The sequence below is a fragment of the Stutzerimonas stutzeri genome, assembly GCF_000219605.1.
GTDB lineage: Bacteria > Pseudomonadota > Gammaproteobacteria > Pseudomonadales > Pseudomonadaceae > Stutzerimonas > Stutzerimonas stutzeri.
In genome coordinates this window covers 316,915-341,270 of record NC_015740.1, presented here as the reverse complement: position 1 = coordinate 341,270, position 24,356 = coordinate 316,915, and the positions used below count along the sequence as shown (strand labels likewise).

The 24,356-nt window shown below is 64.8% G+C and carries 16 protein-coding genes and 1 tRNA gene; 13 read left to right on the top strand and 4 right to left on the bottom strand.

The annotated features are described in order from the left end of the window. Positions 1–113: 113 nt before the first annotated feature. Together PSTAB_RS01500 and PSTAB_RS01495 are read right to left on the bottom strand one after the other, a co-directional pair. Complete coding sequence (locus tag PSTAB_RS01500; protein ID WP_013981431.1) at positions 114–1,379, bottom strand: inorganic phosphate transporter; 1,266 nt, start codon at positions 1,377–1,379, stop codon at positions 114–116. A 41-nt stretch (positions 1,380–1,420) separates the two neighbouring features. Continuing rightward, on the bottom strand, positions 1,421–2,098 hold the full coding sequence (locus PSTAB_RS01495) for a TIGR00153 family protein (RefSeq protein WP_041771621.1): 678 nt from the start codon (positions 2,096–2,098) through the stop codon (positions 1,421–1,423). 113 nt (positions 2,099–2,211) lie between these two features. Here PSTAB_RS01495 and PSTAB_RS01490 point away from each other — a divergent pair, with 113 nt between their 5' ends. Together PSTAB_RS01490 and tfpB are read left to right on the top strand one after the other, a co-directional pair. Beyond that, positions 2,212–3,576, top strand: coding sequence for a CYTH domain-containing protein (locus tag PSTAB_RS01490; RefSeq protein ID WP_013981429.1), 1,365 nt, complete (start codon positions 2,212–2,214; stop codon positions 3,574–3,576). A 96-nt stretch (positions 3,577–3,672) separates the two neighbouring features. Continuing rightward, positions 3,673–5,457 carry a type IV pilus assembly ATPase TfpB gene (gene tfpB / locus PSTAB_RS01485; RefSeq protein WP_013981428.1) on the top strand — a complete coding sequence of 595 codons (1,785 nt, stop codon included), beginning with the start codon at positions 3,673–3,675 and terminating at the stop codon, positions 5,455–5,457. A gap of 97 nt (positions 5,458–5,554) precedes the next feature. Here the strand turns inward: tfpB and PSTAB_RS01480 are convergent, their stop codons facing one another. After that, a complete protein-coding gene (locus PSTAB_RS01480) occupies positions 5,555–6,268 on the bottom strand; it encodes a murein L,D-transpeptidase catalytic domain family protein (protein WP_041771620.1) in 714 nt (237 codons plus the stop codon). 274 nt (positions 6,269–6,542) lie between these two features. Between PSTAB_RS01480 and PSTAB_RS01475 the strand changes: the two genes are divergently transcribed. The 4 genes from PSTAB_RS01475 (at position 6,543) to PSTAB_RS01460 (ending at position 13,790) form a co-directional block, all read left to right on the top strand. Continuing rightward, a complete protein-coding gene (locus PSTAB_RS01475; RefSeq protein WP_193384070.1) occupies positions 6,543–8,069 on the top strand; it encodes a L,D-transpeptidase family protein in 1,527 nt (508 codons plus the stop codon). A 181-nt stretch (positions 8,070–8,250) separates the two neighbouring features. Continuing rightward, on the top strand, positions 8,251–12,945 hold the full coding sequence (locus PSTAB_RS01470; protein WP_013981425.1) for a PAS domain S-box protein: 4,695 nt from the start codon (positions 8,251–8,253) through the stop codon (positions 12,943–12,945). 69 nt (positions 12,946–13,014) lie between these two features. Then, positions 13,015–13,323 (top strand): DUF2388 domain-containing protein, encoded by a 309-nt coding sequence (locus PSTAB_RS01465; protein ID WP_011911504.1) that lies wholly within the window; start codon positions 13,015–13,017, stop codon positions 13,321–13,323. 41 nt (positions 13,324–13,364) lie between these two features. Beyond that, positions 13,365–13,790 carry an OsmC family protein gene (locus PSTAB_RS01460; RefSeq protein WP_013981424.1) on the top strand — a complete coding sequence of 142 codons (426 nt, stop codon included), beginning with the start codon at positions 13,365–13,367 and terminating at the stop codon, positions 13,788–13,790. An 89-nt stretch (positions 13,791–13,879) separates the two neighbouring features. Here the strand turns inward: PSTAB_RS01460 and PSTAB_RS01455 are convergent, their stop codons facing one another. After that, complete coding sequence (locus PSTAB_RS01455) at positions 13,880–14,986, bottom strand: TRAP transporter substrate-binding protein (RefSeq protein ID WP_013981423.1); 1,107 nt, start codon at positions 14,984–14,986, stop codon at positions 13,880–13,882. Between the two features lie 295 nt (positions 14,987–15,281). Between PSTAB_RS01455 and PSTAB_RS01450 the strand changes: the two genes are divergently transcribed. The 7 genes from PSTAB_RS01450 (at position 15,282) to PSTAB_RS01420 (ending at position 24,224) form a co-directional block, all read left to right on the top strand. Then, complete coding sequence (locus tag PSTAB_RS01450; RefSeq protein WP_013981422.1) at positions 15,282–15,827, top strand: TRAP transporter small permease subunit; 546 nt, start codon at positions 15,282–15,284, stop codon at positions 15,825–15,827. Then, positions 15,820–17,196: a TRAP transporter large permease gene (locus tag PSTAB_RS01445; RefSeq protein ID WP_013981421.1), complete on the top strand. Its 1,377-nt coding sequence runs from the start codon at positions 15,820–15,822 to the stop codon at positions 17,194–17,196. The genes PSTAB_RS01450 and PSTAB_RS01445 overlap by 8 nt, the downstream gene beginning before the upstream one ends. A 90-nt stretch (positions 17,197–17,286) precedes the next feature. Beyond that, on the top strand, positions 17,287–18,519 hold the full coding sequence (locus tag PSTAB_RS01440; protein WP_013981420.1) for a methyltransferase: 1,233 nt from the start codon (positions 17,287–17,289) through the stop codon (positions 18,517–18,519). 70 nt (positions 18,520–18,589) lie between these two features. Further along, positions 18,590–18,665 (top strand) — tRNA-Thr (locus PSTAB_RS01435). Positions 18,666–18,837: 172 nt separating this feature from the next. Continuing rightward, positions 18,838–22,302, top strand: a complete 3,465-nt coding sequence (gene hsdR, locus PSTAB_RS01430) for a type I restriction-modification system endonuclease (RefSeq protein ID WP_041771910.1) — start codon at positions 18,838–18,840, stop codon at positions 22,300–22,302. Between the two features lie 216 nt (positions 22,303–22,518). Next, entirely contained in the window at positions 22,519–23,703 is a 1,185-nt protein-coding gene (locus PSTAB_RS01425) for an AAA family ATPase (RefSeq protein ID WP_013981418.1), read from the top strand. Between the two features lie 32 nt (positions 23,704–23,735). Further along, positions 23,736–24,224 carry a hypothetical protein gene (locus PSTAB_RS01420; protein WP_013981417.1) on the top strand — a complete coding sequence of 163 codons (489 nt, stop codon included), beginning with the start codon at positions 23,736–23,738 and terminating at the stop codon, positions 24,222–24,224. Positions 24,225–24,356: the final 132 nt, after the last annotated feature.

Here is a 24,356-nt window from a genome sequence, read left to right as displayed (position 1 = left end):
ACCTCCCGTGATGCGATCAGAACGAAGGTGCAGTGAAGCACGAAACGCGCGACGGCGGGACCCGCAAACGAAAACGCCCCGCCGAGGCGGGGCGTCGATCGCGTCGGCTCGACTCAGGTAAAGATGAACTTGAGCACGGTGAAGAAGACGATCGCGAGGAAGGCGCCGGCCGGCAGGGTGATCAGCCAGGACATGAAGATCGAACCGACCACGCCCAGGTTCAGCGCACCGATACCGCGGGCGATACCAATGCCAAGCACGGCACCCACCAGCGTATGGGTGGTGGAAACCGGCAGGCCGATGGCCGAGGCGCCGACCACGGTGGTCGCGGTGGCCAGTTCGGCGGCGAAGCCACGGCTCGGGGTCAGCTCGGTGATTTCCTTGCCGATGGTGGCGATCACCTTGTAGCCGTAGGTGGCCAGACCGATGACGATACCGAGCGCGCCCAGCAGCAGCACCCAGCCCGGCACTGCGGACTTGGCGGCGATGTCGGCAGCACCACCGGATTCGATCACACCGACGATGGCGGCCAGCGGGCCGACGGCGTTGGCGACGTCGTTGGCACCATGGGCGAAGGCCATCGAACAGGCGGTGAAGATCATCAGCACGGCGAAGACCTTCTCCACGCTGGCGAAGTGGAAGGTCTTGTCCGCCTCCACGTCCAGCTTGATACGGCTGAGCAGTGCCACGCCGAGCAGCGCTACCAGCAGGCCGATGCCAAAGGCGATGACCACGCCCTGCTGGCTGCTCAGGTGCAGGCCGACATGCTTGAGACCTTTGGTCACCGTCATCAGGGCGACCATGAAACCGGTGAGAAACATGTACAGCGGGACGAAGCGTTTGGCGTTCTCGAAGGGATGATCAGTGTTGATGATCAGTTTCTGCACGCTCATGAACAGGCCGAAGGCCACGATCCCTGAAAGCATTGGCGTGACCACCCAGCTGGCGACGATCGGCCCGATGGCCTCCCAGTGCACCGCATCGGTGGATACGCCTACGGCCGCGAAGCCGATGACGGCGCCGATGATCGAATGCGTGGTGGAGACCGGCCAGCCCTTCATCGTCGCGATCATCAGCCAGGTACCGGCCGCCAGCAGCGCCGACATCATGCCCAGCACCATCAGATCGGGCGGGATGACCTCGGCATCGACGATGCCGTTCTTGATCGTCTCGGTAACCTCGCCACCGGCCAGGTAGGCGCCGCAGAACTCGAAGATCATCGCCACGATGATCGCCTGCTTGATGGTCAGCGCACGGGAACCGACCGAAGTGCCCATGGCGTTGGCGACGTCGTTGGCACCGACACCCCAGGCCATGAAGAAACCGAATGCGCAGGCGAGAATCAGGAGTACGAAGCCGTAATCCGCAATAAGAGACATAAGGAAAACTACCTGTTGAACCCAGAAAGGACGCTGGCGCCTCAGCGCGCCAGCAATTGTTCCAGACGGTTGCCGACGCGCTCGGCGCGGTCGGCTACATCACCGATCCATTCGATGATCTTGTAGAGGAAGATCACGTCGACTGCTGGCAGGTCCTTTTCCAGATTGAACAGCGCACGGCGTACCGTGATCTGCATGCGGTCGGTTTCGCGCTCGATCTCCTCGAGCTCCTCGACCATATTTTCGACGAGTGTGGCTTCACGGCCGCTGAAGCCGGTTTCCAGCAGCGAATCCAGTTCCTTCAGCGCCTTCAGCGCCTGGGCGCTGGCGTCGACGCTGCGTTGCACGTAGGCCAGCATCTGCGGCTGCAGCGCCTGCGGGATGGTCATGCAGCGGCCCAGCATCAGACCGGCGATGTCCTTGGCGCGGTTGGCGATCTTGTCCTGTACACTCAGCAGATCAAGCAGATCGGAGCGCGGCACCGGCAGGAACAGGCTCTTGGGCAGGTGCTGGCGTACGCTCTTCTTCAGTTTGTCGGCCTCGTTCTCCAGCTGCGCCATCTGCTGCTGGATCTGCTCGACCTTTTCCCAGTCCTCGGCCATTACCGCCTGGAACAGCGGCACCAAGTTCGCTGCACATTCATGCGACTTGGCCATATGCTGCTGCATCGGGCCGATTGGCGAGCGTCCAAACAAGCTGACGAAAGGATTGACTGGCATAGGGTATGGCCCCGGCTTGAAAGAGGCGGCAAGTATACGGACAGGCCATCACGCCTGCTACCGTGCGTCATCAGGCTGCAACATCAACACATCATAGGCACCCAGTCGGCACCATGCAGAAAGAAACCGAAATCAAGCTACGCGCCAGCCGCGAGACTCTCCTCGCCCTGCGCGAACATCCGCTGCTGAAGAAGTGCAACAAGAGCGGCTGGTCGCGCCATGAGCTGTTCAACCAGTATTACGACACCGCCGAGCGCGAACTGGCTCATGCCCGCGTGGCGTTGCGCCTGCGGCGCGACGGCGAGCAGTTCATCCAGACCCTGAAAAGCCGCGGCCAGAGCGTCGCCGGCCTGTCCGAACGCAACGAGTGGGACTGGTACCTGGACAAGGCCAAGCTGGACATCAAGAAGCTTGGCGATGACTGCTGGCCGGCCAGCCTCGCCAACCTGGACAAGAAGACCCTGAAACCGATCTTCACCACCGATTTCGTCCGCGAGAAGGCCGAGATCGCCTGGGGCCGCGGAAAGACCAGGGTCGTCATCGAAGCCGCACTGGACCTGGGCCAGGTCAAGGCCGGCAAGCAGTCCGAGGAGATCTGCGAGCTGGAGCTGGAACTGCGCCAGGGCGAGCCCGAAGCGCTGCTGGAACTGGCCGCCGAACTGGCCGCCGACCTGCCGCTGATGCCCTGCGACATCAGCAAGGCCGAACGCGGCTACCGCCTGTATGACGCCGATGGCTACAGCCTGCAGCTGCCCGCACCCGAACTGGTGGCGAGCATGCCGCTGGACGATGCCGTCGTCGCGCTTGGCTGGCAGCTGCTCGGCAATAGCCAGCGACTGGCCGAGCAGTACCGCTTCAATGGCCGCTGGAAACTGCTGGGCGAATGGCTGCAGCAGCTCGTCGAACTGCGCGCCCTGCTCGGCAGCCTCGGCCAGGCCGCCCCACGTGCCAGCAGCCGAGAGCTGCGCGAACTGCTCGATATGCTGATCCACGACTGGCGTCCACGAGTCGAAGCCGGTCAGGACGATGAGGGGGTGCGCAAGGCCGCACCAACGCAGTTCACCGAGGAACTGGGTCAGACCCGCTGGGGCCTGCTGTCGCTCAAGGCGTCCCTCTGGCTGCTGCAACGCAGCTGGACCCAAGGCCGCAACGCCCGTGGCGATCGCCAGGGTGCCGCCGAGCTGGGCAAATGGCTGCCGCACCTGCTGGCCGAAGAAGCCAAGGCTCTGCAGTTGCCGCGCTACCAGCAGCAGCCGGAAGACCTGGCCGAGCAGAGCCCGCGCATGGAGCGCATGCTGGTATGGCTGCACCTGGCGCGCGGCGTGCTGGAGCTGCCGGAAACCGACCGTCTCTATGGCGAACTGGCCAAGCTCCACGAAATGGCCCGTCAGCCGCTGGACGAAGCAGCGCGCGAGCAACGCGTCGAGCAGGCCCATCGGGTATGGACGCTCAAGGCCTGGAAACTGCTGGAAAAATAACGGCATAACGCTGCGCAAAGTTGAACCCCGGCGGCAGACAACGCCGGGTGTTTAACGGCAAGCTTGGATTTTTGCGCGCCACGTCGAAGGAACACCATGTCCGTGCTGAACTCGCCCACCCAGGACCGCCCTCTCGATCTTGCCGACCTGTTGCGCGAGCTGGTTGCCCAGGGGCGGGTCGCGCAGGACAGCGCCGAGCAGTGCCTGACGGTACGCCGCAGCGCGGTGGCCAACCAGCAGCATCCGCTGGAATTCCTCGCCGCCCAGCAGCTTGACGACCTGCAGCGGCCGGGCAAGAAGCTCGATCTGGAAACCCTCACCGTCTGGCTGGCCGAACGTGCCGGCCAGCCTTACCTGCGCATCGATCCGCTGAAGATCGACGTCGCCGCCGTCACTCCACTGATGTCCTACGCCTTCGCCCAGCGCCACAGCATTCTGGCCGTGGCGGTGGATGCCAGCGCCGTGACCATCGCCAGCAGCCAGCCTTTCGTGCACGGTTGGGAAGCCAACCTGACCCACGTGCTCAAGCGGCCGATCAAGCGTGTGGTGGCCAACCCGACGGACATTCAACGCTTCACCGTCGAGTTCTACCGCCTGGCCAAGTCGGTCAGCGGTGCCAGCAGCACGGATCAGAAGATCAGCGGCGTCGGCAACTTCGAGCAGCTGCTCAACCTCGGCGCCAGCGATCAGGAGCCGGACGCCAACGACTCGCACATCGTCAATATCGTCGACTGGCTGTTCCAGTACGCCTTCCAGCAGCGCGCCAGCGACATTCACATCGAACCGCGCCGCGAGCAGGGCACCGTGCGCTTTCGCATCGATGGCGTGCTGCACAACGTCTATCAGTTCCCACCGCAGGTAACGATGGCGGTGGTCAGCCGGCTGAAATCCCTCGGCCGCATGAACGTGGCCGAGAAGCGCAAGCCGCAGGATGGCCGGGTCAAGACCAAGACGCCGGATGGCGGCGAGGTGGAGCTGCGCCTGTCGACACTGCCGACCGCCTTCGGCGAGAAGATGGTGATGCGCATCTTCGACCCCGAGGTGCTGCTCAAGGGCTTCGACCAGCTGGGCTTTTCCGCCGATGATCTGCGTCGCTGGCAAAGCATGACCAGCCAGCCCAACGGCATCATCCTGGTCACCGGGCCGACCGGTTCGGGCAAGACCACCACCCTCTACACCACGCTCAAGCAGCTGGCGACGCCGGAGGTGAACGTCTGCACCATCGAGGACCCGATCGAGATGATCGAAGGCGCCTTCAACCAGATGCAGGTGCAGCACAACATCGACCTGACCTTCGCCAGCGGCGTGCGCGCGCTGATGCGTCAGGACCCGGACATCATCATGGTCGGCGAGATTCGCGACCTGGAAACCGCGGAGATGGCCATCCAGGCCGCGCTGACCGGCCACCTGGTGCTCTCCACGCTGCATACCAACGACGCGCCCAGTGCCATCACCCGCCTGCTGGAGCTGGGCGTGCCGCATTACCTGCTCAAGGCCACCCTGCTCGGCGTCATGGCGCAGCGCCTGGTGCGCACGCTGTGCCCGCACTGCAAGGCGCCGATGCAGCTCGATGCAGACGACTGGAGTGCATTGACTAAACCCTGGAACGCCCCGCTACCGAGCACCGCGCAACGGGCGGTCGGCTGCCTGGAATGCCGGGACACCGGTTATCGCGGGCGTGCCGGTGTCTACGAGATCATGCTGCTCAATGACGCGATCAAGCCGCTGATCACCGCCGATACCGATATCGTCGCCCTGCGTCGCCAGGCGTTCAAGGACGGTATGCGCAGCCTGCGCCTGTCCGGCGCGCAGAAGATCGCTGCCGGCCTGACTACCGTCGAGGAAGTGTTGCGGGTGACGCCGCAGAGCGAGCAGAAGTAGCCCATTCAAGCGGGCGCTGTAAGAGCGGCCTCGGCCGCGAACCGCTCAGCGCAGCACCGAACGATCTGAGGCGCCTGCCTGCATGCGGAACGACGATTCAGCCGTCCGATCGCGCCGCGAGGATGCTCGCCACCTGATTGGGCTTGCAGTTGAGGTAGGCCGAGGACTGCAACCACTGCTGGTCCGGGTACCAGGAGAACATGAACTGGCCACCCTTGAGGCTGTCGACCACAATCCGTGCCACCTCGGGCCGAACCGCCGGACAGCCCTGGCTGCGGCCGATGCGGCCTTGGGTAGCGATCCAGGAGGGGTTCACGTAGTCGGCAGGGTGAATGACGATGGCGCGCTCACGGGCGCGGTCGTTGATGCCCGGCTCCAGCCCGTCCATGCGCAGCGAGTAGCCGTGCTTGCCGCTGTAGCTTTCGGCAGTGCGAAACAGGCCGATGCTGGACTGGTGGCTGCCCACCGCATTGGAGAAACGCGTGGCGTGGTTATCGCCGGATTTCTGCCCGTGAGCGACCAGGTCCTCGAGCAACAGCTGCTCCCTCTCCAGGTCGAAGATCCACAGGCGTTTCTCGCTGGAAGGCAGTGAATAATCGATCACCGCCAGACGCTGCGCGGCTCCGGCGCCATTGTTGACCGCGCACTGCATCGCTGCGACCGCGTGGGTCAGAACCTGCCGGTCCAGCTTGGGCGCCAGCCGCGCCAGGCTGTCGACCATCGGCTGATAGGTGGCGGTGGCCGCCCAGAGCGGCGCGGCGAAGATGAGAAGGCCCGCCGCCAGGCAGGCACGTCGAAGCACTGAAATCATTACAAGCAACCCCACGGGCACGACCTGACGACTTCCTGTCTGGTCGGCGCCTTATACTCGCTACTCAATGCAGCAGCGCGACGAAGCCGGGCGGGACGGGCGAAGCCCACATGTCCGGCACGATATGTTCTTATGGTCCGAACGGTCACCGGTCGATGCCGGAGCCGCAGCCCTATAGCGGCGCAGTCTAGCAGCCACCGCAGCGGTCTGGAGCGAAACGTTGTTCAGAAAATGTGCATCCCGTCTGGCCATCTAGCTATGCCTCGCCTCCGGCCTGGCCCTCGCCACGTCTGCCTCTGCCCAGCAGGCGACATTGCAAAGCGTGCTGGAAGGCCTGCCGCAGAGCTGCCCGCAGCTGCCGGTCAGGTCCGCGATTAGCGAACACCTGAACGCGTTCTACCAGGCCCGCCAGTTCCAGCCCGCCTGGACCTCCCGCTCCCTGCTCGAAGGCCTGCTGCAGCAGCTCGCGCAGCTGGCCGACGACGGCCTGGACCCTGCCTACTACCAGCCGGAGCGGATACGCGAGCAGCTCTACCCGGTCGCGTCTTCCCCACGCCGGCCCGAATGCGACGACCTGCTTGCCAGCCAGGCCTACCTCCAAGCGCTGCACCACCTGGCCCGCGGACGGCTGCGACAGGCGGACATCGAACCCATCTGGCGCAGCCCGGATGCGCCGGAGGCGGATGATCGCCAGCGGCTTCTGCAGATCGCCGTGCAGGGCCTAGCCGATCTGCCTGGGGCATTCGATCGCGCGCGCCCGCCGCACGCCCTGTACCGCGACCTGCGTGCGGCCTATGCCAGGCAGCGCCAGGCAGCCCTGCCGGCCTGGCGCCCGTTGCCGAGCGGCCCGACGCTGCGCCCCGGAATGCGTGACGAGCGCAGCCCGCTGCTGCGCGAACTGCTGCTCGCCGGTGCCGGCAGCGCGCCCGCGCTGGACCTGCGCTACGACGACGAACTGGTCGAGGCCGTACGTGGCTTCCAGCTGCAGCACGGGCTGGAGGCCGATGGCGTCGTCGGCGCCGCCACCCTGGCGGCGCTCAATGTCAGCCCGGCCAGCCGCCTCGATCAGTTGCGCATCAACCTCGAGCGCCTGCGCTGGATCAGCCGCGACCTCGAGCCGCAATCGCTGCTGGTGGACATCGCCGGGGCACGGCTGATCTATTTCCGCGACAGCTGTCCGTTCTGGCAGACGCGCACCCAGGTCGGCCGCGAGGCGCGGCAGACTCCGCCGCTGAAATCGCGGATCTCACGCCTCACCCTGAACCCCACCTGGACCGTGCCGCCAACCATCCTCAAGCAAGACAAGCTGCCGCTGATTCGCGAGGACATCGCCTACCTGGCGCGCCACCAGATGCGCGTGATCGACGCCCAGGGCAATGCCGTGGACCCCTACGCCGTGGACTGGGCCAACCCGCGCGGCATCCTGCTGCGCCAGGACGCCGGCCCGGCCAACCCTCTCGGCCAGGTGGCGATCCGCTTCGCCAATCCGTTTTCGGTGTACCTGCACGACACGCCGAGCAAGCCGCTGTTCGAACGTGCCGCCCGCGCGGTCAGCTCCGGCTGCGTACGGGTCGAGTCCGCCCTGCAGCTGGTCGATCTGCTGCTCGAGGCTGACGAGCGGGACACCGTCGCCAGGCTGTTGCAAAGCGGCGAGACCCACGAATACCGGCTCGCCCGGCAGACACCGATCCTGATGGCCTACTGGACGGCGGATGCCGACGACAGCGGCCTGCCCCGCTACCGCCCCGACATCTACAAGCGCGATGCAGCCTTGCTGCGGGCCCTGGACGCGGCCCGCTGAATGCGCGATTCGAGTAGCTTCGACGTGCTCCGTTCGTCGGGAGTTTTGTTACCCGCCGTCTGAACCTCGCGACCTCGGCGTAGTCTTTTGCTGACCACTCGACAACGACCGCCGCTGCCGGGTGCTTAACTACCGAAACCGTCTGAATTACTCAGTGCCATGGATAGCCGAGCAGGACACTTTGAACGCCGAACACTGCGCTCCCGCAGCGACCTGGAATGAAGCTGAACGGCTGATCGCATTGGCTCGCTACACCGCGCTCGACGCTCTGTGCATAACGGACCTCGAGGCGCTGGCCGCCATGGCTGCAGATCTCTGCGCCTGTCCGGCGGCAGCGATTCATTTCGTCGACGACCAGTACCAGCATTGCATGGCTGCGTTCGCACTGGAGCGCGAAGCTGTCGTGCGCGAACGGTCACCGTCGGCCTGGGCGATCCGTCAGGAAGGCGCGCTGGTTCTCCCCCATACCGACACCCTCGCCCAGTTCGAACTGCCGCGGCTGGCCGACGGCCAGACCACCGGTTTCTACGCCGCGGTGATCCTGCGCAGCAGTGACGGCCTGCCACTGGGCACCTTGAGCGTCTTTGACCACCAGCCCCGCGAACTCACGCCGCGCCAGGGCACTCAGCTGCTGGCGGTGGCGCGCCAGGTCATGGCCCTGCTGGAGCTCAGCAGACTGCGCGGCGAGCAGGAACGCAGCCGGCAGATCATCGACAGCGCCCAGGATTACGCCATTCTCGCCACCGACCTGCAGGGCCGCATCACCAGCTGGAACAGCGGTGCGCAGCGGCTGCTCGGCTGGTCGTCGGAGGAAGCCATCGGCCGTGACGTGGCGTGCATCTTCAGCGAAGCCGATCGCAGCGCACAGGTCCCCCAGGCCGAAATGCGCACGGCGCTGGAGCAGGGGCGTGCCGGCGACGAACGCTGGCATCTGCGCAAGGACGGCTCGCGCTTCTGGGCCAGCGGCATCCTCACGCCACTGCTGCACGACGGCCAGACGCAGGGCTTCGTCAAGATCCTGCGCGACCTGACCGAATCCCGTCAGCAGCAGGCGGCGGCGCGCGAAACCGAGGAGCGCTACCGCGCCCTGGTCGACCTCAGCCCGCAGATCATCTGGCAATGCGATGCCGCGGGTGGCCTCACCTTTTGCAACAGCTACTGGTGCGAGTTCACCGGGCTCGGCGAGGCGAACTCCACCGGCGAAGGCTGGCTGGCCGCTGTGTCGACCAGCGATCGCCAGCGCGTCGCCGAGCAATGGCAAACCGCATTGCGCCGGGAGCTGCCCTTCAAGCTGGAGCTGCCGCTGCGCGATGTCGACGGCAACCTGCGCTGGTTCCAGGCCAACGCGGCGCCTACCTACGACGCCGACGGACAGCTGCTGCGCTGGGTCTGTGTCGCCCAGGACATCGACAGCCGCCGGCGTTCGGAAATGCAGCGACTGGAGAGCGAGGCCTTTACCCGCCTGCTGCTGGATTCGGCCAACGAAGGCTTCTACTCCATCGACCGCAACGGCGCCGTTACCCTGTGCAACGACGCCTTTCTCAAGATTCTCGGCTTCGCCAGCCGTGAAGAGGTACTGGGCAGGCACCTGCACCATGTGATCCACCACAGTCGCCCCGATGGCAGCCCCTATCCGGTGCAGGAGTGTCCGATCCAGCATACGGCGGTCACCGGTCAGCCGCGGCATGTGGAACACGAGCTGTTCTTCCGCGTCGATGGCAGCAGCCTGCCCGTCGAATACCGGGTCGCACCGATCTTCCGTGACGGCGAACTGCAGGGGGCGATCTGCACCTTCAGCGACATCAGCGAGCGCACCCAGCACCAGGCCCTGCAGGCGTTCCTGCTGGAACTGAGCGACTGCCTGCAGGCCAACAGCGAACAGGTGGACCTCTGCTGCGTACTGGATGAACGCCTGGCACGTCTGACACGCAGCGACTGCATCGCCTGGGCCTGCCTGGAACAGGATGCACTGGTGGTACAGCAACAATGGCTGGCGCCAGGCACACCGAGCCGGCTCGGCCGGCACGCCCTGGCGGACGGCGCGACGCTGACCGAGCGCCTGCGCCGCGAGCATCTGGTCGTACTCGACCGGGATGAGTCGCAACCTGGGCTGCACGAGCGGCTGGCCAGCATGGGGCTGCTGATGGCCGAGTTACCGACGATCGGCACCCAGCCGCTGGTGTTGCTGTTCATGCGAGGCCAGGCGCAAGCCTGGACCGGCGATGACGTCACCCTGGTGCGTGAAGTTCTCGAACGGCTGCGCAGCAGTGCCGAGCGCATCCGCGCCAACAAGGCGTTGCGCGAGGCGGAACAGCGCATCAGCCTGGCCAACGAGATCGCCTCAATCGGCGTGTGGGAGTACCGCGACCATCAGCATTCCCTGCACTGGGACGCCCAGCTCAAGGCGATGGCCGGCATACCACCCGAGCAGCCGGGGCTGGATGTGCATGAGGTGCTGGCACGGGTGCATCCGGACGATCGCGGCAAGCTGATCCGGGCGCTGGGTGAAACCCTCGCCGGTGAGGGCGACGGCGAGTTCCAGCTCGACTACCGAATCTACGACACCCGCATCGACGACTTTGTCTGGCTGGCCAACCGCGGCCGCCGGCTGCTCGACCCCAGCGGCGAGGTCCGCATCCTCGGTACGGCGCGCAACATCACTGCCGAACGCAACGCCGCCGAGCGCATGTTGCGCATGAACGAGATGCTCGAAGAGCAGATCAAGGATCGTCAGCAGGCCGAGCAGCGGCAGACGGCGCTGATCGAGCTGGGCGACCTGCTGCGCGAACAGCACGACAGCCAGACCATCGCCCATGCCGCCGTCAGCGTGATCGGCCGGACCATCGGCGTATCGCGGGTGCTGTTCGCCAGTGTCGACGCCTCCAGCCAGAGCGCCACCATCGAGCGCTACTGGAGCGACGGCGGTTCCGACAGCAGCAATGAGATGGTCTATTTCGCCGATTACGGGGACTTCTTCTACGACCTGCAGGAAAACGAGCTGGTGGTCATCGAGGACGTGCTGCACGACGCCCGCACCGCCAGCCACGCCGAGAACTTCGCCGAAAGCCTGATCCGCAGCATCGTCTGCGTGCCACTGTTCGAGCAGGGCCGCATCTCTGCCGTGATGATGCTGCTCGAGGAGCAGCCGCGCGCCTGGCTCGACGAGGACATTTCCTTCATCCGCGAAGTGGCCGACCGCGCCTGGACCGCCGACGAACGCATGCGCGCCGAACGCGCATTGCGCGAGAGCGAAGAGCAGTTCCGCACCCTGGCCGACAACATGAGCCAGTTCGCCTGGATGGCCGACCCCGCCGGGCGCATCTACTGGTACAACAAGCGCTGGTACGACTACACCGGCACCACCAGCGAGGCCATGCGCGCGCTGGGTTGGCGCGCGGTCAACCATCCCGATCATCACGAGCGGGTCAGCGCCTCGATGAAGCGTGCCTTCGCCATCGGCTCCATCTGGGAGGAGACCTTCCCGTTGCGCGGCAAGGACGGCAAGTACCGCTGGTTCCTCTCCCGGGCGCTGCCCATTCGCGACGACTTCGGCCAGGTTACCCACTGGTTCGGAACCAACACCGACGTGACGGCCCAGGTTGCCGCCGAAGAAGCCCTGCGCGAACTCAACGAAAGCCTGGAACGGCGCGTGGCCGAACGTACCCGCGAGCTGGCGGCGATCAACAGCCGCCTGCATATCGAGATGGCCGAACGCGAACGCGCCGAGGAAGCACTGCGCCATGCGCAGAAGATGGAAGCCATCGGCCAGCTGACCGGCGGCCTGGCCCATGACTTCAACAACATGCTGACCGGCGTGCTCGGCTCGCTGGACCTCATCCAGCGCCGCGTTGCCAGCGGCAGCACCGGCGACCTGGACCGCTACATCGACGCCGCCACCACCTCGGCCAACCGCGCCGCGGCGCTGACCCATCGCCTGCTGGCCTTTGCCCGGCGCCAGTCGCTGGACCCCAAACCGGTGGACGTGAACATGCTGGTGGTGTCGATGGAAGACATGCTGCGCCGCACCATGGGCGAGCACATCCAGCTGGAAGTGGACCTGCAGGCCGATGCCTGGCTCGCCTACACCGACGGTCATCAGCTGGAGAACGCCCTGCTCAATCTGGTGATCAATGCCCGCGATGCCATGCCCAACGGCGGCCGCCTCGGCGTGCACACCGAAAACCAGCGCATCGAGCAGCACCAGCCCGACGCGCCGGAGCCCGGCGACTACGTGGTGCTCTGGGTCACCGACAACGGTGCCGGCATGTCGGCGCAGACCATCGCCAAGGCGTTCGATCCGTTCTTCACCACCAAGCCGATCGGCCAGGGCACCGGCCTTGGCCTGTCGATGGTCTACGGCTTCGCCAAGCAGACCGGCGGCCATGTACGCATCGACAGCGCCCTCGGCGAGGGCACCCGGGTCACGCTCTATCTGCCACGCAATCTAAGCGACGACCAGGCCCAGCCCGGGCCGGCGCAAGCGACCGACATGCCAGGTGCCAGAAGTGGCGAGATCGTACTGGTGGTGGAGGACGAAGCGGCGGTGCGCATGCTGGTGGTGGAAGTACTGCAGGAGCTCGGCTACCAGGTGCTGGAAGCCTGCGATGCGACCAGTGCACTGCCCTACCTGCACGGTGATCAGCGCCTCGATCTGCTGGTCAGCGACTTCGGTCTGCCCGGGCTCAACGGTCGGCAGCTGGTGGAAAGCGCCAGGCAGCATCGCCCGGAACTGAAGGTGCTGTTCATCACCGGTTACGTGCCGGACGAGGAAATGCGCAACGACTTCATCGGCCCCGGCATGGATATCCTCGCCAAGCCGTTCAGCATCGACATCCTCGCGGCGCGCATCCGCAGCCTCATCGACACGGGCGTCTGAGCGGCAACCGGAACTCTGCGCAACGGCTCGCACTCTCAACAGAGGACGATAGCAAGGAGGTTTCCGCTCATGCGCAAGACATTTATCGCCGCATTCGCCCTGGCCCTGGCGCCGCTCGGCAGTGCCATGGCCGATGGCCTGGTACGTGACATCCTGTCCTCGGGCGCGACCACGGCGTCCACCTACCTGACGTTCAAGGACAACAAGCTGGTGATTCCGGCCCGTGAGGATGCCGGCACCTTCGTTGCCAGCAATGGCGAGATCCGTGGTCCGTATCTGGAAGCGATGCTGCAGCAACTGCGTAGCGAACAGCCGCAGCTGCAGGCGACCGACATGGAGCTGGCCAGCGCGATTCTGGCGGCGGAACAGCCTCGCTGAGCGGTGCGCTGACCATCCACCCACCCACGCGAGGACCGAACATGAAGAAGAGCGCTTCCGCCGTCTGGCAAGGCGGCCTGAAAGATGGAAAGGGCACCATCAGCACCGAAAGCGGTGCCTTGAAGGACAACCCCTATGGCTTCAACACCCGTTTCGAAGGCGCACCCGGAACCAATCCGGAAGAACTGATCGGTGCCGCCCATGCCGGCTGCTTCTCCATGGCCCTGTCGATGATGCTCGGCCAGGCCGGCCTCACCGCCGAGCGCATCGAGACCCGCGCCGAGGTGACCCTGGACAAGGACGGCGAGGGCTTCAGCATCACGGCGATCGATCTGACCCTCAAGGCCCGCATTCCGGGTGCGGACGATGCGCAGTTCCAGCAGATCGCCAACCAGGCGAAGGAAGGCTGCCCGGTGTCCAAGGTACTCAACGCACGCATCAGCCTGAACGCGACGCTGGAAGGCTGACCGACACGGCGACGTTCCGCCCCGCCCCAAAAAAAAACGCCACCCTGTTGCCAGGGTGGCGTTCTTGCATCCGCCGTGATCAGCCGCGATCAGCCGCGGATGTTGTAAATGTCCTTCTCGTTCAGCTCGGCGTACTCATACAGCCGCTTGAGATAGGCGCTCTGCTGCTCCCACACCTTGGCGGCCACCGGGTCGGCCTTGGCGGAAGCATCGACCACTTCCGCGGCGACTTCCTTCAGGCGAGCCAGCACTTCGTCCGGCAGACGACGGACTTCCACGCCCTGCTCGCGCAGCTGCTCCAGCGCTTCCATGTTCTTGGCGTTGTAGTCGTCGAGCATGTCGCCGTTGACGTCGCGTGCCGCGGCACGAACGATCGCCTTCAGGTCTTCTGGCAGGGTTTCCCAGGCCTTGAGGTTGACGTCCAGTTCGAAGGTGACGTTCGGCTCCTGCCAGCCCGGGGTGTAGTAGTACTTGGACGCCTTGTGCAGGCCCAGCGCCAGGTCGTTGTACGGACCGATCCACTCGGTGGCGTCGATCGCACCGGTCTGCAGCGCGGTGAAGATTTCGCCGGCCGGCATGTTGACTACGGTACCGCCCATCTTGGTCAGCACTTCGCCACCCAGGCCCGGGGTGCGCATCTTCAGGCCCTTGAAGTCGTCCACCGAGTTGATTTCCTTGTTGAACCAACCCGCGGTCTGCACGCCGGTGGCGCCGCAGGCCATCGGCAGCACGCCGAACGGCTTGTAGACCTCTTCCCACAGCTGCATGCCGCCGCCGCGGTGCAGCCAGGCGTTCATTTCCTGGGCGTTCGGGCCGAACGGCAGTGCGCAGAAGAATTGCGCGGCCGGAACCTTGCCCTTCCAGTAGTAAGGCGCGCCGTGGCCCATTTCCGCCGTGCCGCGCGACACCGCATCGAACACTTCCAGTGCCGGAACCAGCTCACCCGCCGCGTAGACCTTGACCTTCAGGCGGCCGCCGCTCATCTCGTTGACCAGCTGCGCGAAACGCTCGGCACCGACGCCCACGCCCGGGAAGTTCTTCGGCCAGGACGTGACCATTTTCCAATTGAAGGTTTGCTGCTCGCTCGCCTGCTTGCTCTCGCCCGCGGCTGGTTTTTCGCTCTTGTCATTGCAACCGGCCAGAGCGGTAGCCGCCAGGCCCACGCCAGCGGCGGTGAGAATGTCACGACGTTTCATGAGGGTAACTCCTTGTTATTTGTTCTTATTGCGCATTGGCAAGGCCACGCGTTGTTGCCGGACCGCCTGCGCTTCTCGATCCGTGTGCGCCCACCAGCCTGACTGGCAGCGGGCTCATGCGGCGAAACCTGCGCCGGAGGTGCAGACACCACTCCGGGCTCGACTAACATTAGAGCCTTCGGCGTCTCAAGCCTAGCGCATAAGCTAAAAGTCGTAGGCCGATTGCTGCAAAGCGCCAGTACTGCAAGAATCGCCGTCTCCCGCCAACCTTGCGTCTACCTAAGAAGGACTAAAAATGTCCCAGAGCCCCCCGCCCCTGCTGCGCGTGGCTGGCCTCATCGATGCGTTCAACATGCGCCTCGGCCAGCTCTGTGCCTGGATCACCCTGTTTCTCGTCATCGGCACCGCCATTGTGGTGGTGCTGCGCTACGGTTTCGGCATCGGCGCCATCGCCCTGCAGGAAGCGGTGATGTACGGCCATGCGCTGGTGTTCATGGGCGCCGCGGCCTGGACCCTGCAGCGCAACGGCCACGTGCGCGTCGACATCTTCTACCAGAAGTTCAGCAGCCGCCGGCAGGCGACGGTCGACGGCCTCGGCCATCTGCTGTTCCTGCTGCCGGTATGTCTGTTCATCGGCTGGAACAGCTGGGACTACGTCAGCAACTCCTGGGCGACGCGCGAGGGCTCGAACGAGTCCGGCGGGCTGAAGTTCGTCTACCTGCAGAAGAGCATCATCCTCCTGCTGGTCGGCAGCCTGACGCTGCAGGCACTCTCGGATCTGGTCAAGGTGGCCTATCGCATCGCGGGCCGCCTGCCGGAGCCGGAGGTGAAGCATGGCTGAGTTCATGGCTATCGCGCTGTTCATCAGCATCTGCCTGGCGCTGATGTCGGGCTACCCCGTGGCCTTCACCCTGGGCGGCATGGCGCTACTGTTCGCCGGCATCGGCGTGGTCACTGGCTCATTCGACGTCGGCTACCTGCATGCGCTGCCGAACCGCATCTTCGGCATCATGAACAACCAGACGATGCTGGCCGTGCCACTGTTCGTCTTCATGGGCGTGATGCTGGAGAAATCCAGGGTTGCCGAGGACCTGCTGGAGTCGATGTCGCGCCTGTTCGGCACCATGCGCGGCGGTCTGGCGATCTCGGTCTGCGTGGTCGGTGCGCTGCTCGCCGCGAGCACCGGCATCGTCGGCGCCACCGTGGTCACCATGGGCCTGCTGGCGCTACCGACCATGCTGCGTCGCGGCTATGACCCGGCCATCGCCACCGGCACCCTGGCCGCCACCGGCACCCTCGGCCAGATCATCCCGCCATCGATCATCCTGGTCCTGCTGGGCGACGTGATGTCCAGCGCCTTCCAGCAGGCACAGCTGAAGATGGGCATCTTCTCGCCGAAGACCGTCTCGGTCGGCGACCTGTTCGTTGGTGCGCTGATCCCCGGCCTGGTGCTGGTGGGCCTGTACATCCTCTACCTCGTCGCGGTGGCGATCTTCCAGCCGAAGAAGCTGCCAGCGCTGCCGCAGGAAGAGCTGGGGCCGATCGAGTGGGGCAAGCTGATCGGTGCGTTGCTGCCACCGCTGGCGCTGATCACCGCAGTGCTCGGCTCGATTCTCGCCGGCTACGCCACGCCGACCGAGGCCGCCGCCATCGGCGCGCTGGGCGCGACGCTGCTGTCGATCGCCAAGGGTCAGCTGAATTTCGCCCAGCTCAAGCAGGTCGCCTTCGGCACCACCGAGATCACCTCGATGGTGTTCCTCATCCTCATCGGCGCCTCGCTGTTCTCCCTGGTCTTCCGTGGCTTCGGCGGTGAAGCGCTGATCGAGGATGCCCTGCACTCGCTGCCCGGCGGCGTGCTCGGCGCCTTCCTGGTGGTGATGCTGGTCATCTTCCTGCTGGGCTTCATCCTCGACTTCATCGAGATCATCTTCGTGGTGGTGCCCATCGTCGGCCCGATCCTGCTCGCCATGGGCCTGGACCCGGTCTGGCTCGGTGTGATGTTCGCCATCAATCTGCAGACCTCGTTCCTCACCCCACCCTTCGGCTTCTCGCTGTTCTACCTGCGCGGCGTCACGCCACGCAGCGTGCCCACCAGCGTGATGTACAAGGGTGTGCTGCCTTTCATCATGATCCAGATCGGCATGCTGGTGGTGGCGTACATGTGGCCGGGCCTGGTGACCTGGCTGCCGGAACAGGTCTACGGCAAGTAGCCCGACACAACGCCCGTCCTCGACGGGCGTTGTGCTTTATGGCAGGCGCTCCCGCTACAATCGGCGCCTGTTCATATACCCGCCCCGCCGATGTCCGCCGCCCCCAACCTGCTCGAGCGCTTCCAGGCACTGGACCGCTTCCTCACTGCGCACCAGTCGCTCTGGCGGCCGCGGCCGTTCGTCTGCCAAACGCTGCCATGGGAAGCCGAGCACCCCGAACTGGCCGCCTGGCTGCGAAGCCGCTCGCTGGCCGATGCCGAGGCCGCGCACAACCAGCCGACGACGCTCGGCGCACCCGCACCTTTTCCTGAGCTGGCTCACCTCGCCGACCGACTGAGCCATCTCGACGCGTTGCCCGCCGGCGAATCGCCAGCCATGGACCATCGCCACGCGGTGGACGTGCCAGGCCGCAAGGCCCTGCAGATTCAGGCCTTCGGCGCCCGCCTACGGTTCGCCGAAGCACCGACGCACTGGCTGGACTGGTGTGCCGGCAAGGGCCATCTCGGTCGCTATCTCGCCCGCGATGGCGCCGCGCTGACCTGCCTGGAATGGGATGAAATGCTGGTGCAGGCAGGTGCGCATATGAGCGAGCGGCTCGGCATCCCGGCCCGACACCGCTGCCAGGACGTGCTCGCAGCCGATGCCGGCGAGCAGCTACAGGCCACGCACACCCCCGTCGCGCTGCACGCCTGCGGTGATCTGCATGTACGCCTGCTGCGCCTGAGCGTTGCCAAGGGCTGTCGCCAGCTCGCCATCGCCCCCTGCTGTTACAACCGCACCCAGGACGAAATCTACGTGCCGCTCTCCGAAGCCGGCCGGGCCACGGCGCTGCAACTCAGCCGCGACGACCTCGGCTTGCCGCTGAGCGAGACGGTCACCGCCGGCGCGCGCGAACGGCGCAATCGCGACCAGTCGATGGCCTGGCGGCTGGGCTTCGATCTGCTGCAGCGGCGCCTGCGCCAGCAGGACGACTATCTGCCGACGCCCTCGCTGCCCAGCGCCTGGCTGAAAAAGGGCTTCGCCGACTACTGCCGCGATCTGGCCGCCCTCAAGCAACTGCCCGCCCCGGGAGGACAGGACTGGGCTGCTCAGGAGCGGGCCGGCTGGCAACGCCTCGCCGAAGTGCGCAACCTCGAACTGGTGCGCGGCCTGTTCCGCCGCCCGCTGGAACTCTGGCTACTGCTCGATCGCGCCCTGCTGCTGGAGGAACAGGGCTACCGCGTGCACCTCGGCACCTTCTGCCCCAGCGAGCTGACACCGCGCAACATCCTTCTGCTGGCCGAGCGCAGCCACAGCGCACAAAATGTGAAGCGGCCTGAATAAGCCAGCGCAAGTGACCGTCAGCTAACGGTTTACTCGCCGCCCGCAATGGATATAATGGCGACCCTCACTTGCCGGTATAGCTCAGCTGGTAGAGCAACTGACTTGTAATCAGTAGGTCCCGGGTTCGACTCCTGGTGCCGGCACCACGATTTGAAGGCTCGCAGAAATGCGGGCCTTTTTCGTTTCTGCCGAGCTTAAGCTAGCCTCGAAGCAGTGCAGATCCCGGCCCCGGTTCAACCTCCGTGCCTGCTCTGGCATCATCCATTGACGAATAGCCGATCCAGGATGGCTGGGATGGATGATTTCAAGGGATGGACCATGGCCGAGAGCAGTAACTTCGACTTTCTCAAGGAACACGACCCGGTCTTCCTTCAGCTAGCCAGCAGCGCCGAGCGCGTCTTCGCAAGCGACCCCAATACCACGCTGATCAAGCTGCGCCAGCTCGGCGAGGCACTGGCGCAGGATCTGGCGGCGCGGGCGGGCATCGAGCTGGACGCCACCATCTCCCAATCCGACCTGCTCTACCGGCTAGGCCGCGAGATCCAGCTCGACGGCAACATCCGCAGCCTGTTCCACACGCTGCGCATCGAGGGCAACAAGGCCACTCATGAATTCCGCACTCGGCATCGCGAAGCTCTGGATGGGCTGAAGGTCGCCCGGGCGCTCGCCATCTGGTATCACCAGTCGTTCGGCAACGCCGGCAACAGCTTCAAACCGGGCCCTTTCATCACCCCTGCCGACCCCAGTGCTCCGCTGCGCGAGTTGCAAGCGCAGATCGAGAAGCTGCGTGCCGAGCTGGGCGATAGTCGTCAGCAGTTGGAGAGCAACCACCAGCTGGCAGAACTGCTGGCACGGGAAAAGGCGGAGCAAGCCAGCCTCGCCGGTGAGATGAATGAGGAAGCGCGCGTCTACGAGCAGATCGCCCGGGAGCGTGAAGCGGAACTGGCCAGCGCCCGCGCCGAGTTCGAGGTGCGCCTGCAGACGCTGCAGAAGCAACTGGAGAATCAGCCACAAGCCGCCGAGCAAGTCACCCGCAAGACGCAGCAAGCCAGCAGCCAGTTCGACCTCAACGAAGACCTCACCCGCATCCTCATCGACCAGCAGCTCAACGATGCCGGATGGCAGGCCGACTCGCTCGACCTCACCTATAGCAAGGGCGCTCGCCCGGAGAAGGGCAAGAACAGGGCCATCGCCGAATGGCCAACCAGCAAGCCGAAAGAAAACGCCGACTACGTGCTGTTCGCCGGGCTCACTCCGGTCGCCATCGTCGAAGCCAAGCGCAAGCGCATCAACATTGCCGACCGCATCCCACAGGCCGAGCGCTATTCGCGCCAGCTGATCATCACCGCTGACCTGCAACCCGCCGGACAAGAGCCGGGCTGGACCGACGGCCAGGGTGGATATTTCCAAGTGCCGTTCGCCTTCGCCTGCAATGGCAGGCCCTACATCAAGCAGCTCGCCGAGCTATCCGGCATCTGGTTCCGCGACCTGCGCAGCCCCGCGAACCTGCGCCGCCCACTGCAGGACTTCCATCGGCCGGATGGGTTGCTCGATCTGCTCAAACGCAGCCGTGAAGCGGCCGAGGCGATGCTTCAACAGGAAGGCTTCGCCTATCTCAAGCTGCGCGACTATCAGGAAAACGCCATTCGCGCAGTCGAGCAGGCGCTCGCCGACAACCGCCGCCAATGCCTGCTGGCCATGGCCACCGGCACCGGCAAGACGCGCACCATCATCGGCCTGATGTATCGCCTGCTGAAGGCCGAACGCTTCCACCGTATCCTCTTTCTGGTCGACCGCAGCGCCCTGGGTCAGCAGGCCATCGAGGCGTTCAACGAAGCAACGCTCGAGCAGAACCATACGCTCGCGCAGATCTACGACATCAAGGAGCTGGGCGACATGGCCGCCGAGGCCGAAACGCGCGTTCAGGTCGCCACCGTGCAGGCCATGGTCCGGCGCATCTTCCAGTCAGACAACCCGCCGTCCATCGACGCTTTCGACTGCATCATCGTCGACGAAGCCCACCGCGGTTACACCCTCGACCAGGAGATGACCGAAGGTGAGCTGGCGGTGCGCGACCACAGCCAGTACCTCTCGCAGTACCGCCGTGTGCTCGATTACTTCGACGCCTGCCGCATCGGCCTTACCGCCACGCCGGCCAAGCACACCAGCGAAGTGTTCGGCGCGCCGATCTTCACCTACAGCTATCGCGAAGCGGTGGCCGACGACTGGCTGATCGATCACGAACCGCCGATCCGCTACCAGACCCTACTCAGCCAGAACGGCATTCACTTCGCCAAGGGCGAGAGCGTCAGCATCATCGATACTGCCACTGGCGAGGTGGACGTGGCGGAACTGGAGGACGAGCTCGACTTCGAGATCGAGTCCTTCAACCGCCGCGTGATTACAGCCGGTTTCGACAAGGTGATCTGCGCGCAGCTGGCCCAGGAGCTGGACCCTTCAGGCGATGAGAAAGCCATGATCTTCTGCGTCAACCAGGCCCACGCCGAGCGCGTGAAGAACCTGCTCGACGAAGCCTTCAAAGACGTTCACGGCGATGACTACAACCAGGCCGCCGTGCAGATCATCACCGGCCAGAGCGACAAGGTCGAACAGCTGATCCGCCAGTACAAGAACGAGCGCTACCCGAGCATCGCCATCACCGTCGACCTGCTCACCACCGGCATCGATGTGCCACGCATCTGCCACCTGGTGTTCATGCGCCGGGTGCGCTCGCGCATCCTCTATGAACAGATGAAGGGCCGCGCCACGCGTCGCTGCGACGAGATCGGCAAGACCGTGTTCAGGATTTACGACCCGGTCGACCTGTACGCCAGCCTCGAACCGGTGGACACCATGAAGCCGCTGGTGAAAGACCCGAGCATCAGCCTGGAACAGCTGGTCAGCGAGCTGACCAATCCCGCCAGCCTCGACGCGCCCGGCAGCCAGCCCGACAGCAGTCATGCCCATGATGTGCTCGACCAGCTCAGCCAGCGGGTGATGCGCATCCTGCGCAAGGCCAGCCACAAGGCCGAGAGCAAACCGACCCTCAAGAGCAAACTCGACGAGCTGGAAGACACCTGGGGAGTGGCACCAGACAAACTGCACCAGCACCTGCACGGGCTCGGCCCGCAGCAGGCCGCGCAGTTCATCCGTCAGCACAGCCAGCTGCTCGACCAGCTCGCCACCGTCAATGCCCTGCTCGGCTCGGAAAACTACCCGGTGATCTCCACCCACACGGACGAGCTAATGGTCCGCGAGCAGAACTACGGCGCCAACCAGAAGCCCGCCGACTATTTGGAAAGCTTCAACGACTTCATCCGGAACCAGCTCAACCAGTCGGTGGCCCTCGGCGTGGTGGTCAACCGCCCGCAGGACCTGACCCGCGAACAGCTGCGCGAAGTGCGCCTGCTGCTCGATGGGCACGGCTACAGCGAAGTGAACCTGCAGAGCGCATGGCGCAACCAGACCAACCAGGAAATCGCCGCCAGCATCGTCGGCTTCATCCGCCGCGCCGCGCTTGGCGAAGCCCTGCTGCCGTTCGAGCAACGCGTGGCCAAGGCCATGGAGAAGATCTACGCCCTGCAGCAATGGACACCAGTTCAGCGCAAGTGGCTGGAGCGCCTGGCCAAGCAGCTGGTGCATGAGGTGGTGATCGACGAAAAGCAGATCGGCGAGGCGTTCCGGAACGACGGCGGCAGCACTCGGTTGGACAAGATGCTTGGTGGGCACCTCGCTGTGGTTCTGGAGGCGTTGAATGACAACCTTTGGCCGCAGGTGGGGTGAAAGGCGTAATCGGTGCTCGGGTGGCTGAACACCATGCCGTCTTTGGTGGAGGGAGTGTCCGCAATTCCAGGACCGCGGACACTGAAAGCATGATTAGCCCGATAGCACAAGCGCTCTGGCATGACTACATGCCAGCGACTGCCCTGCGTAAATTCAGCTTGCAAGAAGCAGCACATACGCCAAGAATCAACAAAATTTTGTTGAAGTACAGAAAATATGATCAAGTCCCTGCGGTTCTCCAACTTCTACAGCTTCGCCGAGGAAGCACAGGTCGACTTCTCTCTCGGCAAGAAGCCCACCCCTTCCGGCTTTGATATCGAGCTGGCGGACTGCCGCCTGAACAAGGTGATCGCCGTGGTGGGCGCCAACGGCTCGGGCAAGACACAGCTCATCAAGCCGCTGGCCTTCCTCAAATGGTTCATCTGTGACTCCTTCCTGCAGGGCGATCCAGATGCCGGCATCGTCTATTCTCCTCATCTGCTGCGCGCGGACGAGGACACCCGCTTGGAAGTCGACTTCCTCTTGCAAGGGGTCGAACACCGCTATCAGTTGACGATGAATGCCGGGCGAGTGGTGAGCGAGATTCTACTGGCCAGAACCAGCAGCCAGTTCAGCTACCTGTTCCGCCGCGAGCGCTCGGGGGATGGCTTCACCTTCAAGCAGAAGGGCTTTCCCTTCCCGAAATCCCAGGCCCAGGGGCTGCGCAGCAATGCCTCGTTGCTGGCGGCAGCGTACAGCTACGACATCAAGGAAGCCCGCCCCTTCATCGAGTACTTCCGTCGTGTGGTGAGCAACGTCGCCAGCACGGGCCGCCATCACTTCCAGCAGGGGGCGCTGTTCAGTACGGCAGAGAACTACGAACGCTCTCCGGTCATCAAGGCCCGCATGGTCGCGGCCATGCCCGGACTGGATCTAGGACTGTCCGGTGTCGATATCCGCCCGCTGGATATCACTACGGAGGAAGGCAAGAGCGCCCAGATCTACATGCCCTTCGGCCAGCACCGCAGCAGTGATGGGCGAACCTTCGAGCTGAGCTTCTTCGAGGAGTCCAGCGGCACCCAGTCGGCCTTCGTACTGCTCGAGCGGCTGCTGACCGCGCTGGAGTATGGCGGCCTCGCCGTGATCGACGAAATCGACAACGACCTGCACCCGCACCTGATGCCACGGATTCTCGACTGGTTCCGCTTCGAACACAGCAATCCGCACCAGGCCCAGTTGATCTTCACCTGCCACACCCCGGAGTTGCTCAATCACCTGCAGAAGCACCAGCTCTATCTGTGCGAAAAGCGTGACCAGTGCTCCGAAGCCTGGCGGCTGGATGAAGTACAGGGGCTGCGAGCTGACGATAATTTGTACGCCAAATATATGGCCGGTGCGCTGGGTGGGGTTCCTGAGCTATGAGCAGGACAGCGCGCAAGGGACGGCGCAGCGTCATGCGCAGCACCCTATTGGTGGTGGGAGAAGGGGCCGACGACTGGGCTTTCATCAGCCATATGAAGGAGCTGTACTGCCCGCGCAACAGTGGCCTGAGCGTCAAGGTCGAGCCCGGTGATGGAGGCTCGCCCGGCAATGTGATCACCCATGCCATCCGTGCGCACAAGAACAAGGATTACGACCGACGCCTCTTCCTGCTGGATGCCGATCTGCCGCTCAGCGATGCCGAGCGCAAGCGGGCAGCAGCGGCTGGTTATGAAATCATCCTATGGCAACCGCAGTGCCTGGAAGGAGCCCTGCTGGAGACGCTGGGCGAGCCGGTGCGCGGCCACGAAACCAGCCGGCAGCTCAAGGCCCGCCTGCATCCCCGCCTGGCCGGCCGGCACACTGACGCGGCCGCCTATGCTGTGCCGTTTCCCCGCCCGGTGCTGGATGCCACCGGCAATCTTTCGATTGTCTCGTTGCGCACGGCGTTGCTGAGCCCCTAAGCCAGGGCACTCACGTCGGAGCCATGCTGCACCGACCCGCAACTTGCCAAACCTCCTACCGGGCAATACCCTCGCCAGCACATACCCGCCATGCCTCTGACTGCCCCGGCAGCCACGCACAAATCGTGCGGG